At 72.3% G+C, this 15522-nt stretch carries 12 protein-coding genes; 9 read left to right on the forward strand and 3 right to left on the reverse strand.

Features of this window, described 5'->3' with window-relative positions; all coding sequences use genetic code 11:
• The first annotated feature begins 184 nt into the window (after positions 1–184).
• The gene (locus OG251_RS33170) at positions 185–757 is read left to right on the forward strand and encodes an adenylosuccinate lyase (protein ID WP_326680552.1); all 573 of its coding nucleotides are present in this window, start codon (positions 185–187) and stop codon (positions 755–757) included.
• Between the two features lie 80 nt (positions 758–837).
• On the opposite strand, the gene OG251_RS33175 is transcribed toward OG251_RS33170, so the two are convergent.
• Both OG251_RS33175 and OG251_RS33180 read right to left on the reverse strand, forming a co-directional pair.
• Positions 838–2430, reverse strand: coding sequence for an alpha/beta hydrolase (locus OG251_RS33175; protein WP_326680553.1), 1593 nt, complete (start codon positions 2428–2430; stop codon positions 838–840).
• Positions 2431–2588: 158 nt separating this feature from the next.
• Entirely contained in the window at positions 2589–3629 is a 1041-nt protein-coding gene (locus tag OG251_RS33180; RefSeq protein ID WP_326680554.1) for an Rv2578c family radical SAM protein, read from the reverse strand.
• A gap of 152 nt (positions 3630–3781) precedes the next feature.
• Between OG251_RS33180 and OG251_RS33185 the strand changes: the two genes are divergently transcribed.
• The 3 genes from OG251_RS33185 (at position 3782) to OG251_RS33195 (ending at position 7910) form a co-directional block, all read left to right on the forward strand.
• Positions 3782–4225: an SRPBCC family protein gene (locus OG251_RS33185; RefSeq protein WP_073722805.1), complete on the forward strand. Its 444-nt coding sequence runs from the start codon at positions 3782–3784 to the stop codon at positions 4223–4225.
• Positions 4226–4449: 224 nt separating this feature from the next.
• Entirely contained in the window at positions 4450–6891 is a 2442-nt protein-coding gene (locus OG251_RS33190) for an MFS transporter (protein ID WP_326680555.1), read from the forward strand.
• 293 nt (positions 6892–7184) lie between these two features.
• Complete coding sequence (locus tag OG251_RS33195) at positions 7185–7910, forward strand: class I SAM-dependent methyltransferase (RefSeq protein WP_326680556.1); 726 nt, start codon at positions 7185–7187, stop codon at positions 7908–7910.
• Positions 7911–7913: 3 nt separating this feature from the next.
• Here the strand turns inward: OG251_RS33195 and OG251_RS33200 are convergent, their stop codons facing one another.
• Entirely contained in the window at positions 7914–8804 is an 891-nt protein-coding gene (locus tag OG251_RS33200; protein WP_326680557.1) for a LysR family transcriptional regulator, read from the reverse strand.
• Positions 8805–8930: 126 nt separating this feature from the next.
• Between OG251_RS33200 and OG251_RS33205 the strand changes: the two genes are divergently transcribed.
• From OG251_RS33205 to OG251_RS33225, 5 genes are all read left to right on the forward strand, one after another.
• Complete coding sequence (locus OG251_RS33205) at positions 8931–9938, forward strand: aldo/keto reductase (protein WP_326680558.1); 1008 nt, start codon at positions 8931–8933, stop codon at positions 9936–9938.
• A 324-nt stretch (positions 9939–10262) separates the two neighbouring features.
• Entirely contained in the window at positions 10263–11096 is an 834-nt protein-coding gene (locus OG251_RS33210) for a M55 family metallopeptidase (protein WP_326680559.1), read from the forward strand.
• Complete coding sequence (locus OG251_RS33215; protein WP_326680560.1) at positions 11089–12432, forward strand: M20/M25/M40 family metallo-hydrolase; 1344 nt, start codon at positions 11089–11091, stop codon at positions 12430–12432. Before OG251_RS33210 ends, OG251_RS33215 begins: the two co-directional genes overlap by 8 nt.
• Positions 12433–12456: 24 nt before the next feature.
• Positions 12457–14499 carry a S9 family peptidase gene (locus tag OG251_RS33220; protein WP_442818393.1) on the forward strand — a complete coding sequence of 681 codons (2043 nt, stop codon included), beginning with the start codon at positions 12457–12459 and terminating at the stop codon, positions 14497–14499.
• Entirely contained in the window at positions 14496–15485 is a 990-nt protein-coding gene (locus OG251_RS33225; protein ID WP_442818394.1) for a S66 peptidase family protein, read from the forward strand. Before OG251_RS33220 ends, OG251_RS33225 begins: the two co-directional genes overlap by 4 nt.
• Positions 15486–15522: the final 37 nt, after the last annotated feature.

Consider the following 15522-nt stretch of genomic DNA (forward strand, 5'->3'; position numbering starts at 1 on the left):
ACTCCGGATGGCTGCGTCACCAGGCCACCGGAGCCTGCGGGGGGTGTGTCCCGCTCACATGAGATTAACCGGCGAGTAACGAGCGCGCCAGCCCTGCGCCGGTGTGCACTGGACCACACCGCACGCCCCGGGGAGTACGCCACCGGGGTCCACACGGAGCGTGCCCGCCGATACGCTGAGCGTCATGGACGAGGAGTTCCAGTCCCTCATGGACCGGTTGCGGGACGAGGCGGACGGGTCGGCGGCGTACGACCGGCTGATCGCCACCGACGACGACGAGGAGCTTGCCCGGGTCCTCGTCGAACCAGGACGCCCGCTGTGGGCGCGCGAGATCGCCGCCTTCCGGCTCGGCTGCGCGGGCGACCGGCGCGCGTTCGAGGCGCTGGTCCTGCTGCTCAACCACCGCGACCCCGAACGCTGTGTGTCCGCGGCCCACGCCCTGGAGCGCCTGGGCGATCCCCGTACGCCCCGGGCGGCGGCCGCGCTCGCCACCAACACCCTGCGCACGGCCTACGCCCTGCACCCGGTGCGGCTGCTCACCGCCCTGCGCGCACCCGAGTCGGTCCCCGCCCTCGTCGGCACGCTGGAGCGGCTGCTGGCCCCGCAGGAGCCGCACTGGCGGGTGGCCCTCGCCTGCGTGGAGGGGCTGGGGCGGCTGGGCGACGACCGGGCCCGCCCGGTCCTGCGGGCGGCGCTGCCCCACCCGCGTCTCGCCGGCGCGGCGGCCGAAGCCCTCAGCAGACTCCCGGCCGGCTGATCCGGCGTACCTGGGGGCGTACGTCCGGCCGGTCCCGCGGGGCACGGTGACCGTCCCGGAGTACGCCCCCGGCCGCGCGGTCAGCCGCGGAAGCCCAGCAGGCCGTGGAGCCGGCTGCCCTTGCTGTCGTTCGCGCTCCCCGCTGCCGCCTTCTCGGCGGGCAGCGGCTTCGGGTCGGGCAGGGCGCGGCAGACCGCGTCCGCCCCGGCGCGGCTGCCGTCGCCGCGCGGGACCGTGCCGGTGGCGAGGTAGTCCGCCAGATACGCGTCCAGGCAGTTGCTGCCGCTCAGGGTGATCCCGTGGTTGCCGCCGCCCTGCTCCACGACCAGGCTGGAGCCCTTGAGCTTGCGGTGCATGGTGACACCGCCCTCGTAGGGGGTGGCCGCGTCGTCGGTGGCCTGGAAGAGCAGCGCCGGCGGGAGCTCATGGTTGGTCACCCGTACCGGATTGAGCGGTTCCACCGGCCAGGACGCGCACGGCGCGTTGTACCAGGTGTTGTTCCACGTGATGAAGGGCGCCTTGGCGTTCACCGCGCGGGTGTCGTCGCGCCAGGTGTTCCAGTCCTGCGGCCACGCGGCGTCGCGGCACTGGACGGCCGTGTAGACCGAGTAGCCGTTCTCGCCGCCGGCCCCGACCGCGCCGAAGTTCTCGTAGCTCTCGACCAGCGCCTCCTGGTCGCCCTCGTTCACGTACGCGGCGAACGCCTCGGCCAGATAGGGCCAGTAGCCGTTGTAGTACCCGCCGGGCATGAAGGTGTCCTCCAGCTCGCCCGGACCGACCTTGCCGCCCGCGGGGTGCTCCTTGACCGCGGCGCGCATCGCGTACCAGGCGGCCTCGACCCGCGACGGGTCGGTGCCGAGCCGGTACGTGGCGTCGTTCTTCGCGACCCAGGCGGTGAACGCCCGGTGACGGGCGTCGAACGCGTAGTCCTGGCTGAGGTTGTCGTCGTACCAGACCCCGTCCGGGTCGACGATCGAGTCGAGCACCAGGCGTCGCACCCGCTCGGGGTACAGCTTCGCGTAGACCGCGCCGAGGTAGGTGCCGTACGAGTAGCCGAAGTAGTTGATCTGCCGTGAGCCGAGCGCCCGGCGGATCACGTCGAGGTCCTTGGCGGCGCTGACGGTGTCCATGTACGGCAGCAGGTCGCCGTGCTTCTCCCCGCACGCGGCGGCGAACGACGCGGCCCGGTCCCGCTTGGCCCGCTCGTCCCGGTACGACGTCGGCACCGAGTCGGGGCGCACCGGATCGAAGTACTTCGGCACGCAGTTCAGAGCCGGGCGGCTCTTGCCCACCCCGCGGGGATCGAACCCGATCACGTCGTACGCCGCGGCGACCTTCGAGGGCAGCGAGGAGGCCACGAAACCCGCCATCGAGAGTCCGCTGCCGCCGGGACCGCCCGGGTTGACCAGCAGCGGGCCCTGCGAGGTCTTCGCGGTGTGCGGGATCCGGGACAGGGCGAGCGTCACCTGGCGGCCCGAGGGGCGGTCATGGTCCAACGGGGAGCGGACCGTCGCGCACTGGAGCGTCGGATAGTCCTCCGTCGCGCAGTCGGTCCACTTGAGCTGCGGGGCGCGTGGCGCGCCCGTGTCGGCTGTCGCCGAGGCCGGCACGGCGCTCACCAGCCCGGCGACCGTCGCGCCGACGGCGACCAGAATTCCTGCACGATTCGTCATACGGCCTCCCGTGGTGGAGGGAACGCGGCTGTGGGTGGCACAGCCCCCGCGGCATGGTCCCCGAATTCAGGCGGAAGCGGACACGTTCTGTCGAGAGTTGACCCGATTGGTCACGCCGACGCCGTGATGCGCCCGCACTGTCACAGGAGGGGCGGATGTCACAGCAGAGTCAGCTGGGTCGGCCCCGGTGCCGGGTCGGCCCGCTCCGGTGTGCCGGACGCGGCGACCCGCCGGGCCGCGCCCCAGTCGGGGGGCCCGATCCCGAACTCGGTGGCCAGCTCGTGCACCTGGCGGGTGATCCGGCGCTGGTACCACGTCGGCGCGTACGAGCCGTCCGCGTACATCCGCTCGTAGCGCGGCACGAGGTGCGGGTGGTGGCGGGCGAGCCACTGCGTGAACCACTCCCGGGCGCCGGGCCGCAGATGGAGCACGAGCGGGGTCACCGACGTCGCCCCTGCCGCGGCGATCGCGCGGACCGTGTCGCGCAGCTGGTCGGGCCGGTCGCCGAGGAACGGGATGACGGGGGCCATCAGGACCGCGCAGCCGATGCCGTTGTCGGTGAGGGTGCGCACCACGTCGAGGCGCCGCTCGGGGGAGGGCGTGCCGGGCTCGACCGTGCGCCACAGCTCACGGTCGGTGAAGCCGACGGAGACGGACACCCCGATCTCGGTGACCTCGGCGGCCTGCCGCAGCAGCTCCAGATCCCGCAGGATCAGCGTGCCCTTCGTCAGGATCGAGAACGGGTTCGCGCGATCGCGCAGGGCCTCGATGATGCCGGGCATCAGCCGGTAGCGGCCCTCGGCGCGCTGGTAGCAGTCGACGTTCGTGCCCATCGCGATGTGGTCGCCCTGCCAGCGGCGGGAGGCGAGCTGCCGCCGTACCAGCTCCGCCGCGTTGATCTTGACGACGATCTGGGAGTCGAAGCCGAGTCCGGTGTCCAGATCCAGATAGCTGTGGGTCTTGCGGGCGAAGCAGTACACACAGGCGTGGGAGCAGCCCCGGTACGGATTCACGGTCCATTCGAACGGCATCCGGGATGCCCCCGGCACCCGGTTCACGATCGAGCGGGCCCGGATCTCATGGAAGGTGATCCCCCGGAATTCGGGGGTGTCGAACGTGCGCGTGGTCACCGCGTCGGCGGCGAAGAGCGCGCTGTTCCCGGTCATTGTGCCGTTCTCGACCAGATTGTCCCAGCGCATGGACGCCTCCTCGGTAGAACTGGGCACAGAATAGAACACTTGTTCCCTTGATCGTGCGGGGCGGCTCGCGGACCCCGATTTTGAGGGGCCGTACCCGAGGTGGTTGGCTCAGCTCACCCCCCCCCGAACAACCGAGTGCTGGAGGAACAGCCATGGCGCAGGTCGAGGCCACGACAGAGCGGATCATCGCGGCGGACGCGGAGACGGTGTTCGATGCGCTGGCCGACTACCAGGAGGTCCGGGGCAAGGTGCTGACCGGACACTTCAGCGAGTACGAGGTGCGCGAGGGCGGTGACGGCGAGGGCACTCTCGTCCACTGGAAGCTCCAGGCCACCAGCAAGCGGGTCCGCGACTGCCTGCTGGAGGTCTCCGAGCCGACCGACGGACAGCTCGTCGAGAAGGACCGCAACTCCTCCATGGTCACCACCTGGACCGTGACCCCGGCCGGTGAGGGCAAGTCCAAGGCCGTCGTCTCGACCGTCTGGAACGGCGCGGGCGGCATCGGTGGATTCTTCGAGAAGACCTTCGCGCCCAAGGGCCTCGGACGCATCTACGACGAACTGCTCCAGAACCTCGCCACCGCGGTCGAGAAGTAGACCGAACGCGGCCAGGCCGACACCACGTTCGGCCCGGCCGCCCGCTTGACGGCCGGCCTCACCGGAACGGGTGGTTTTTCCGGGGTGGCCGGTTGTGCGCCGTAGTGGCTCCGACCGGCGCATAAGCCCTTTGCCCGCGCTGTACGCCCCCCGCTTCGCGTTTGCCCTGCCTCGCCGCACGGTGCGAGAAATGGGCGGCGCAGAGGCGACTAGGGGAGCGTTACGTGGTGGGTGGGATCACGCTGGTGAAGGACGAGCCGGGCGACTCGGCAGGGGGCGCCGACACCACGACCGTGCTCCCGCCGCCACCCACGACTCCCGGCCCCGGCGCCGCGGCGGTCGCCCCGCCCGACGGGATCGGCCCGCGCCGGGTCCGGATGGTCTTCCTCGGGCTGATGCTCACCCTGCTGCTCGCGGCGCTCGACCAGATGATCGTCGCCACCGCCCTGCCGAAGATCGTCGGTGAGCTGCACGGCCTGGAGAAGATGTCGTGGGCGGTCACCGCCTATCTGCTCGCCTCCACCATCGGCCTCCCGATCTATGGGAAGCTCGGCGATCTCTTCGGCCGCAAGGGCGTCTTCCAGTTCGCCATCGTCGTCTTCGTCATCGGCTCCGCGCTCGCCGGCTGGTCGCGCACCATGGACGAGCTGATCGCCTTCCGGGCCGTCCAGGGCATCGGCGGCGGCGGGCTCATGATCGGTGTCCAGGCGATCATCGCGGACATCGTCCCGCCCCGCGAGCGAGGCCGCTACATGGGCCTCATCGGTGCCGTCTTCGGCCTCGCGTCCGTCGCGGGCCCGCTGCTCGGCGGCTTCTTCACCGACCACGCCTCCTGGCGCTGGTGCTTCTACATCAACGTGCCCTTCGGCCTGGTCACCCTCGCCGTCATCGCCGTCGTGCTGAAGCTTCCCAAGCCCACCGTCCGCCCCCGGCTCGATGTGCTCGGCGCGCTGCTCCTGGCCGCCGCCTCCACCTTCCTGGTGCTGCTCACCAGCTGGGGCGGGACCGAGTACGCCTGGGGCTCGCGCACCATCCTGGGCCTCGCCGCGGGCGCGCTCGGCACGGTCCTGCTCTTCATCGCCGTCGAGCACCGCGCCGCCGAACCCGTCATCCCGCTGCGGCTGTTCCGCGACTCGATCTTCAACGTCACCTCTCTCGTGGGTGCCGTCGTCGGTGTCGCGCTCTTCGGTGCCGCCAGCTATCTGCCGACGTATCTCCAGATGGTCGACGGAGCCAGCGCCACCGGATCCGGGCTCCTGATGCTGCCGATGATGGGCGGCATCGTCGTGGCCTCCGTCGTCTCCGGACAGCTGATCTCCAGGACCGGCCGCTACCGGATCCACCCACTCGTCGGCTGCGCCCTCTCCGCCGTCGGCATGTGGCTGCTCTCCCGGCTGGAGACCGGCACCTCCCGGCTGGAGTACAGCCTCGCGCAGGCCGTCCTCGGCATCGGGATCGGCCTGGTCATGTCCGTTCTCGTGCTGGCCGTGCAGAACTCCGTACGGCCCGCCGACCTCGGCACCGCCACCAGTGCCAACAACTACTTCCGGCAGATCGGCGGCAGTATCGGTGCCGCCGTCTTCGGCACCCTCTTCGCGGGGCGGCTCGCCGACGCCCTCGCCGTACACCTTCCGTCCGGCGCCGACCTCCCCGATCCCGCGTCGATCACCCCGCAGCTCGTCCACGCGATGGAGCCCGCACTGCGTGACGCCTATGTCCAGGCGTACGCCGACGCGATGCCGCGCATCTTCCTCTACCTGGTGCCGGTGCTCGTGCTCGGCCTGTTCCTCGCCTTCTTCCTCAAGGAGAAACCGCTGGTGTCCCACCACAGCCCCGAAACGGCCACCGAGCCCTCGCCGATCCCCGCCGCGCGGACCGACTCCGCTTCCCCGTCCGTCGGTTACCTGTCCGGTGTCCCCGTCTGCGGGAGCGTCCAGCACCCGGACGGTACGAAGGTCCCCCGGGCGGCCCTCACCCTGATCGACGTCCAGGGGAAGCAGGTCGGGCGCGGCGCGAGCGGTGACGACGGGCGGTACGCGCTGAGTGTCCCCGGCGCCGGTTCCTATGTGCTGATCGCGGCCGCGGGCGGGCACCAGCCGCAGGCCGTCAGCGTCACGGTGGGCGAGCGGCCCGTCGAACTCGACGTGGTCCTCGGCGGCGCGGGACGGCTCGCCGGTACGGTCGTCACGGCCGACGGGGTCCCGGTCCGGGACGCCGCGGTGACCCTCACCGATGTGCGCGGCGACGTCGTGTCGACCACCCGTAGCGGCCGTGAGGGCGGCTATGTGATCACCGAGCTGGTGGCCGGTGAGTACACCCTCGCCGCCAGCGCCCCGGCCTTCCGGCCCGCCGCGCTGCCGGTCAGTGTGCAGGCCGCCAGGGAGACCCGCCAGGACATCGAACTGGCCGGCGGCGCCGTCCTGCGCGGGGTCGTCCGGGCGAGCGGCGGGCGGCCCGTCGAGGACGCCCGGGTCACCCTGCTCGACGCGGCGGGCAATGTGGTGGACACCCTCACCACCGGGCCGGACGGAGCGTTCCGGTTCGTCGACCTGTCGTCCGGCGAGTACACCGTGATCGCCGCGGGCTATCCGCCGGTCGCGACCGTGCTCCAGGTCGCGGGCGGCGGGCGCACCGAGCGCGACCTCCAGCTCGGACACGAGGACTGACCTCCGGCCGGGTCGAGGACTGACCTCCGGCCGGGAAGAGGACTTGACCCCCGGGAGCTGTCCCGGCACCCCGCGCACGGTCGCCATGGCGCCGTGCGCGGGGTTCGCCATGCCGTGCGCGGGGCCCGCCATAACGGCGTGCGCGGGGGCGTACGCGGCGCACGGGGGGCGCCTACGGATCGAACGCGCGGTGAAAGAATGCGCCGGTCGCTTGTCGCTGCAACCGGAGCGCGGTAGACCGTCCCTGACGAAAAGTCATGACAGGTTGTGCGGATCGCCCTGGGGAGCGGGTCATGAGCGTGACGAGTCAGTACAAGCGTGCCTGGGAGAGCTTCTGGAGCGAAGCTCCCGACGACCCCGGCGCCGTCTTCTGGGACGCCGAACCCGCCCTCACCTCGGGGCTGCACCTCGCGCTCTTCGAGCCGCACCTGATGGCGGCGGACCTTCCCCTGGTCGACCTCGGCTGCGGCAACGGCACACAGACGTTCTTCCTCGCCGAACGGCTGCCCCGGGTCACCGGCGTCGACCTCTCCGCGGCGGCGCTGGCCCACGCCCGGCGCCGCGACCCGCTCGGGGCGGTGCCGTTCCGCGAGATCGACGCGGCGGACCCGGACGCGGTGCGCCGCCTCCACGGTGAACTGGGCGACACCCACGTCTATATGCGCGGCGTGCTCCACCAGTGCGATCCGGCCGACCGGCAGCCGCTGATCGACTCCATCGCGACCCTCGTGGGGGAGCGGGGCAGGGCCTTCGTCGTGGAACCGGCCGAGGCGGCGAGCGCCGAACTCACGGTGCTGGCGCAGCGACCGGCAGGACCGCCCCCCAAGCTCCGCCCGGTCCTCACCCACGGCATCGCCACCGGCACGGTCCGGGACGCGGCGCTGCCCCAGTTCATCCGCACGGCCGGGCTCTCCGTGCTCGCCCGGGGCGAACTGCCGCTGCTGACAACGGAGTACGTGGCCGACGGCATCCGTATCGCCCTCCCCTCGAACTGGCTGGTGGTGGGCCGGACGGGGTGACGCTCAGCGCAGGGCGTCCTCGCGCACCAGATGCGTCAGCGCCCGCGCACCCGGGCTCAGGCCCCGCGCCGCAGGAAGCACCACCACACTCTCGTACACCGGCGCGTCCGGGCCTTCGAGCTCCCCCGTGACCAGGCCCCGGGCCTCGGGCTTACGGGTGAAGTGGTGCGGCACCACCGCGATGCCCAGCCCCTCGTGCACCAGCTCCAGCAGGCTGTGCACGTCGTTCACCTCCAGGGCCACGCTCCGGCGCACCCGCGCGCAGGCGAACGCCTCGTCCGCCGCCCGCCGCGGCCCCCAGTCCGGATGGAAGTCGATGAAGGACTCACCGCGCAGTTCGTCCCACGCCACCACGGGCCGCCCGGCGAACCGGTGACCGGGAGCGCACAGGACGACCATCGGCTCCCGGGCCAGCGGGATCAGCTCGCCGCGCCACTCCGGCGGACTGACCGTGGCGGCGAACGCGATGTCGAGCCGGCCCTCGGCCACCCCGTCCAGCAGGCTCGTGGTGCCCTCCTGCCGGAGCCGTAGCTCCATGTGCGGATGGGCACGGTGGAAGGCGGCGAGCAGCCGCGCCGGACTGACCCCCGCCACGCATTGTTCGACCCCCACCGTCAGGGTGCCGCGCAGCAGCCCCCGTACGGCATCGACCGCGTCCCGTGCCGCCCGCGCCCCCGCCAGCGTGCGCTCCGCCTCCACCAGCAGGGCGCGCCCCGCCTCGGTGAGGCGCACCGAACGCGTGGTCCGGCTGAACAACGGGGTGCGCAGCTCCCGCTCCAGCGCCCGGACGGACGCCGAGAGACCCGACTGCGAGACGGAGAGGCGCTCGGCGGCGCGGGTGAAGTGCTGCTCCTCGGCGACGGCGACGAAGTGCTCCAGCTGACGCAGTTCCATGATTGAGAAAGGTAGACGATGAATCCCAGCGGAATCTCCGGTTGGACTGCTGGATCGTTCTCCGTCAGCCTGGACCCTGCGCACCGAGCCCGGAGCGCTCCCTCGGAACTCTCCCGCGGAGCACACATGTACCTCCCGTCCGCCGACCGTTACACCGCCATGCCCTACCGGCGCACCGGCCGGAGCGGGCTGCTGCTTCCCGCGCTGTCGCTCGGCCTCTGGCACAACTTCGGAGGCGACCGGAGCCCCGAGGAGCAGGGCCGCATCCTGCGCAGGGCCTTCGACCTGGGCATCACCCACTTCGACCTCGCCAACAACTACGGCCCGCCGCCCGGCTCCGCCGAGCTCACCTTCGGCCGCGCGCTGAAGACGGACTTCGCCCGGCTCCGGGACGAGATCGTCGTGTCCACCAAGGCGGGCTACGACATGTGGGACGGCCCGTACGGCGAGTGGGGCTCCCGGAAGTACCTGCGCTCCTCGCTGGACCAGAGCCTGCGGCGGCTCGGCCTGGAGTACGTCGACATCTTCTACTCCCACCGCTTCGACCCCGAGACCCCGCTCGAAGAGACGATGGGCGCCCTCGACACCGCCGTACGGCAGGGCAAGGCCCTCTACGTCGGCCTCTCCAACTACTCCGCCGAGCAGACCCGCGAGGCCGCCGCGATCCTCAGGGACCTCGGCACGCCCCTGCTCATCCACCAGCCCCGCTACTCGATGCTCGACCGCCGCCCCGAGGACGGGCTGCTCGGCGCGCTCGACGAACTGGGCACCGGCTCCATCGCCTACTCCCCGCTGGAGCAGGGCATCCTCACCGACCGCTATCTGAACGGCATCCCGGCCGGTTCCCGGGCTGCGGGCGACAGCCCCTTCCTGACCCCGGACGCCGTCACCCCCGAGCTGGTGGACCGGCTGCGCGCGCTCGACGCCCTGGCGAAGGAGCGCGGCCAGTCGCTCGCCCAGCTGGCACTGGCCTGGGTGCTGCGCGGCGGCCGGGTCACCTCCGCCGTGGTCGGCGCGAGCAGCGTCGCCCAGCTGGAGAACAACGTGGAGACCGTCCGCAACCTGGAGTTCGCCGAGGAGGAGCTGGCCAGGATCGAGCAGCTCCTCACGGGAACGGGCACGGGCCGGGGCTGAGCGCATCGGGCGCGGGCCCGCCCACGACAGCCCGCCGCCGTCGTACCCCGAGTGCCGCGTCCTCGCCACCGGCCCCATCGCCGCTCTCGGCGAGGACGCGGACATTCCGCGCGTCAGGTCCCCCTCCCGACGGGAAGAGCGTTCCGGGCCCCCCGAACGTTCGCCCGGCTCTGGCTCGACCCATCGCCGTCGCGTAGCGTGAGCCAGCGTGAAGATCTGTTGCGCTGTGCCGCGGGCCGACGACGCGGCTCACCGGAGTGATGGCCGACCGACCGCCGTCACGGCCGGATCGCCCGCCCATGACCTACCGCGGGACGGTGGGGCGTGAAGATCCTCATCAGCGCCGACATGGAGGGCGCCACCGGAGTGACCTGGCCGGCCGATGTGCTGCCCGGCACCGCGCAGTGGGAGCGCTGCCGCTCGATGTTCACCTCCGACGTGAACGCCGCGGCCCTCGGGTTCTACGACGGCGGCGCCGACGACGTGCTGATCAACGAGGCGCACTGGTCCATGCGCAACCTCCTGCTGGAGCGCCTCGACGACCGGGTCCAGATGCTCACCGGCAGGCACAAGTCCCTCTCCATGGTGGAGGGCATCCAGCACGGCGATGTCGACGCCATCGCCTTCGTCGGCTATCACACGGGGGCGGGCACGGAGGGCGTTCTCGCCCACACCTATCTGGCCAACTCCATCACCGGGGTCTGGCTGAACGGCGTCCGCGCCAGTGAGGGCCTGCTCAACGCGCATGTCGCCGCCGAGTACGGCGTCCCGGTCGTGCTCGTCACCGGTGACGACCTCACCTGTGTGGACGCCGAGGGATACGCCCCCGAGGCGCGCAAGGTCGCCGTCAAGGACTACGTCTCGCGGTACGCGGCGGTGTGCCGCACCCCGGCCCGTACCGCCGCCGACATCAGGGCCGCGGCCAGGGACGCGACGGCGCTCGCCGTGCGGCACACCCCGGTGACGGGCGGCTCCTTCACGGTGGAGCTGGAGTTCGACGCCGAGCATCTGGCCGCCGCGGCGACCGTGGTCCCCGGCGTGGCGCCGAGCGGCGAGAGGCGCGTCGCGTACACCAGCGCGACGATGTACGAAGGTATTCGCACGTTCAAGGCGGTGACCACCATCGTGTCGTCCGCCGTGGAGGAACAATATGGCTGAGGCGCCCGACCCGCTCGGACAGGTGGACGAGCAGGCACTCGACGAAGTGGTGACGTTCACCTCCGAACTCATCCGGATCGACACCACCAACCACGGCGGCGGCGACTGCCGGGAGAGGCCGGCGGCCGAGTACGTCGCCGAGCGCCTGGCCGCCACCGGCCTGGAACCCACCCTGCTGGAGCGCACCGCGGGACGCACCAACGTGGTCGCCCGGATCGAGGGCACCGACCCGTCCGCCGACGCGCTCCTCGTGCACGGGCACCTCGACGTGGTGCCCGCCGAAGCCGCCGACTGGACCGTGCACCCCTTCTCCGGCGAGGTGCGTGACGGGGTGGTGTGGGGGCGCGGCGCCGTCGACATGAAGAACATGGACGCGATGGTGCTCGCCGTCGTCCGCGGCTGGGCGCGCGCCGGTGTGCGCCCCCGCCGCGACATCGTCATCGCGTACACCGCGGACGAGGAGGCCAGCGCCGACGACGGCTCCGGCTTCCTCGCCGACCACCACCCCGGGCTCTTCGAGGGCTGTACGGAGGGCATCAGCGAATCCGGCGCCTTCACCTTCCACGCCGGGGAGGGGCTGTCGCTGTACCCGATCGCCGCGGGCGAGCGCGGCACCGGCTGGCTGAAGCTGACCGCCGAGGGCACCGCCGGCCATGGCTCCAAGGTCAACCGGGCCAACGCGGTCAGCGCGCTCGCCGCCGCCGTCGCCCGGATCGGGGAGCACGAGTGGCCGGTGCGGATCACCCCGACGGTACGGGCCGCGCTCACCGAGATCGCCGCGCTGCACGGCATCGACGTCGATGTCGACGCCCCCGGCTTCGACGTGGACGAGCTGCTGGGCAAGCTGGGCCCGGTCGCCTCCCTCCTCGAACCCGTCGTCCGCAACAGCAGCAACCCGACGATGCTGGACGCCGGATACAAGGTCAACGTGATCCCCGGCCGCGCCACCGCCTTCATCGACGGCCGGATGCTGCCGGGCGGCGAGGACGAGTTCACCGAGACGATGGACCGGCTCACCGGCCCCGCCGTCCAGTGGGAGTTCCACCACCGTGAGGTCGCCCTCCAGGCGCCCGTCGACTCACCCACGTACGCCAAACTGCGCGCCGCCGTCGAACACTTCGACCCGGACGGGCACGCCGTCCCCTACTGCATGTCGGGCGGCACGGACGCCAAGCAGTTCTCCCGCCTCGGCATCACCGGATACGGCTTCTCGCCGCTGAAGCTGCCCGTCGGCTTCGACTACCAGGCGCTCTTCCACGGCGTCGACGAGCGCGTCCCCGTCGACGCCCTGCACTTCGGCGTCCGTGTCCTCGACCACTATCTGCGCACCGCCTGACCCGTACCGGGGGGACAGTCCACCGTGACCACAGAGCCGAACGTGTCCACCACGCCCAACGTTTCCACAGCGCCGTACGGAACCTGGCCCTCACCGATCGACGCGGCACTCGCCGCCTCGCACGACGGACGCCCGGACCACGTCGGCACCGTCGGCGAGGAAGTGTGGTGGACCGAGCCGCGCCCGGCCGAGGGCGGTCGGCGGGCGCTGGTGCGCCGGCGCGCGGACGGCACCACCGCAGCCGTGCTGCCCGCACCGTGGAACACCCGCAGCCGGGTCATCGAGTACGGCGGGCAGCCCTGGGCAGGCACCGAACGCACCGAGGGCGGCCCGCTCGTCGTCTTCGTCCACTTCACCGACCAGCGGCTCTACGCCTACGCCCCCGACGGCCCCGACGAACCCTGGCCGCTCACTCCGGTGTCGGACATCGGCGGCGGACTGCGCTGGGTGGACCCGGAGCTGCACCTCGGCCGGGGTGCCCGGGGCGAAGTCTGGTGTGTCCTGGAGGAGTTCACCGGCGAGGCACCGACCGATGTGCGCCGGGTCGTCGCCGCCGTGCCGCTGGACGGCTCGGCCGCCGACGACCGCACGGCCGTACGCGAACTCTCCGACGACCGGCACCGGTTCGTCACGGGGCCGCGGCTCTCGCACGACGGGCGGCGGGCCGCCTGGATCGCCTGGGACCACCCGCGGATGCCCTGGGACGGCACGGTGGTGATGCTGGCCGAGGTCAGCGAGGAGGGCACCTTCACCGGCGTACGCCCGCTCGTCGGCGACATCGACGAGTCCGTCTGCCAGATCGAGTGGGACCGGGACGGCACCCTGCTGTTCGTCTCGGACCTCGGCGACTGGTGGGAACTCCAGCGCATCCGGCCCGACGCCCCGGCGGGCGGGGCCCTCCCCACCAGCCGGCTCTGCTCCGGCCGGGGCGAGGAGTTCGGCGGAGCGCTGTGGAAGATCGGGCTGCGCTGGTTCCGGCCGCTGGACAACGGACTGATCGCCGTCATCCACGGCAGGGGCACCACCCGGCTCGGCGTGCTCGACCCGGAGACCGGGGAACTCGCCGATGTGCCGGGACCCTGGACGGCCTGGGCCGACACGCTCGCCGTACGGGGCAGCAGGGTCATCGGCGTCGCCGCGAGCCCGCGCAGCGGTGCCGAGGTGGTGGAGCTGGACACCGCGACCGGACACACCCGGATCATCGGCGTACCCCACCGCGACGCGGTCGATCCCGCGTACTACCCCGAACCCCGCGACCGCACCTTCACCGGTCCCGACGGCCGTGAGATCCACGCCCACATCTACCCGCCGCACAGCCCCGACCGCGGCGGGCCCGAGGGGGAGCTCCCGCCGTACGTGGTCTGGGCGCACGGCGGCCCGACCGGCCACGCGCCGCTCGTCCTCGACCTGGAGATCGCCTACTTCACCTCGCGCGGCATCGGTGTCGCCGAGGTCAACTACGGCGGCTCCACCGGCTACGGCCGCCGTTACCGCGAGCGGCTGCGCGGCCAGTGGGGCGTCGTCGACGTGGAGGACTGCGCCGCCGTCGCCGAGGCGCTGGCCGCCGAGGGCTCGGCCGACCGGGACCGCCTCGCGATCAGGGGCGGCAGCGCGGGCGGCTGGACCACCGCCGCCTCGCTGACCTCCACCGGCCTCTACGCCTGCGGGACGATCAGCTACCCCATCCTGGACCTCGCGGGCTGGGCCACCGACGAGACCCACGACTTCGAGTCGCGGTATCTGGAATCGCTCGTCGGACCGTTCGCCGAGGTGCCGGAGCGCTACCGCGAGCGTTCGCCGATGCACCGCACCGACCGCCTCACCACACCGTTCCTGCTGCTCCAGGGGCTCGACGACGTGATCTGCCCGCCCGCACAGTGCGAGCGGTTCCTCGCGGCCGTCGAGGGCCGCGGCATCGCGCACGCGTACATCGCCTTCGAGGGGGAGAGCCATGGGTTCCGGCGCGCGGACACCATGGTCCGCGCGCTGGAGGCCGAACTCTCCCTCTACGCCCAGACGTTCGGCATCGACCGCCCCGACGTCCCGCGGCTGGAGCTGAGGAAGTGACCCCCGGACCGGCGGGTCCCACGAAACCGCGGGACTCCCGCGCCCCGCTGGAAACCCTCGCCCGGCCCGCCCGGCTGCGACCCGGTGCGCGGGTCGCGGTGGTGGCGCCCAGTGGGCCGGTGCCCGCCGACCGGCTGGCGGTGGGCCTCGATCTGCTGCGCGGCTGGGATCTGGAGCCGGTCGTCGCACCTCATGTCCTTGATGTCCACCCCGAGTTGGACTACCTCGCCGGTACGGATGAGAACCGTGCCGCCGATCTCCAGGATGCCTGGTGCGACCCGTCCGTCGATGCCGTGCTGTGCGCCCGCGGCGGCTACGGCACCCACCGCATGGTCGATCTGCTGGACTGGTCGGCGATCCGGGCGGCCGGGCCGAAGGTGTTCGTCGGGTACAGCGACATCACCGTGCTCCACGAGGCGTTCGCACTGCGGGCCGGGTTCTCCACGCTGCACGGTCCGATGGTCGCGACCGAGGAGTTCCTCAAGGACGCGCCCACCCAGGAGCATCTGCGCGCCACACTGTTCGCTCCCGAGTCCGTGCGCACCCTCGGCCTGGACACGGCGGCGGTGCTGGTGCCCGGCCGGGTCCGGGGCGTCACGTACGGCGGCTGTGTCAGCCTGCTCGCCGCCGACCTGGGTACCCCGGGGGCCCGGACGTCGGCCCGGGGCGGGCTGCTGGCGATCGAGGACGTCACGGAGGACCCCTACCGGCTCGACGGCATCCTCACCAGACTGCTGCGGGCCGGGGCGCTCGACGGCGTCTGCGGTGTGGTGTGCGGATCGTGGGAGGAGTGCGGCCCCTATGAACAGGTGCGTGCGGTCCTCGCCGACCGGCTCGGCGGCCTGGGCGTACCCGTCGTCGAGGAGCTGGGTTTCGGGCACTCGCCGTCGGCACTGACGATTCCGCTGGGCCTGCCCGCGGTGCTGGACGCCCCGGCCGACGGTGGCCGACCGACCCTGACGGCGGAGGTTCCCGCGCTGCTGTGAGGCCGCGGGGCCGGGGCCGGATCGGGGCCGCGGAACG

This window comes from Streptomyces sp. NBC_01237, from assembly GCF_035917275.1.
Classification (GTDB): domain Bacteria; phylum Actinomycetota; class Actinomycetes; order Streptomycetales; family Streptomycetaceae; genus Streptomyces.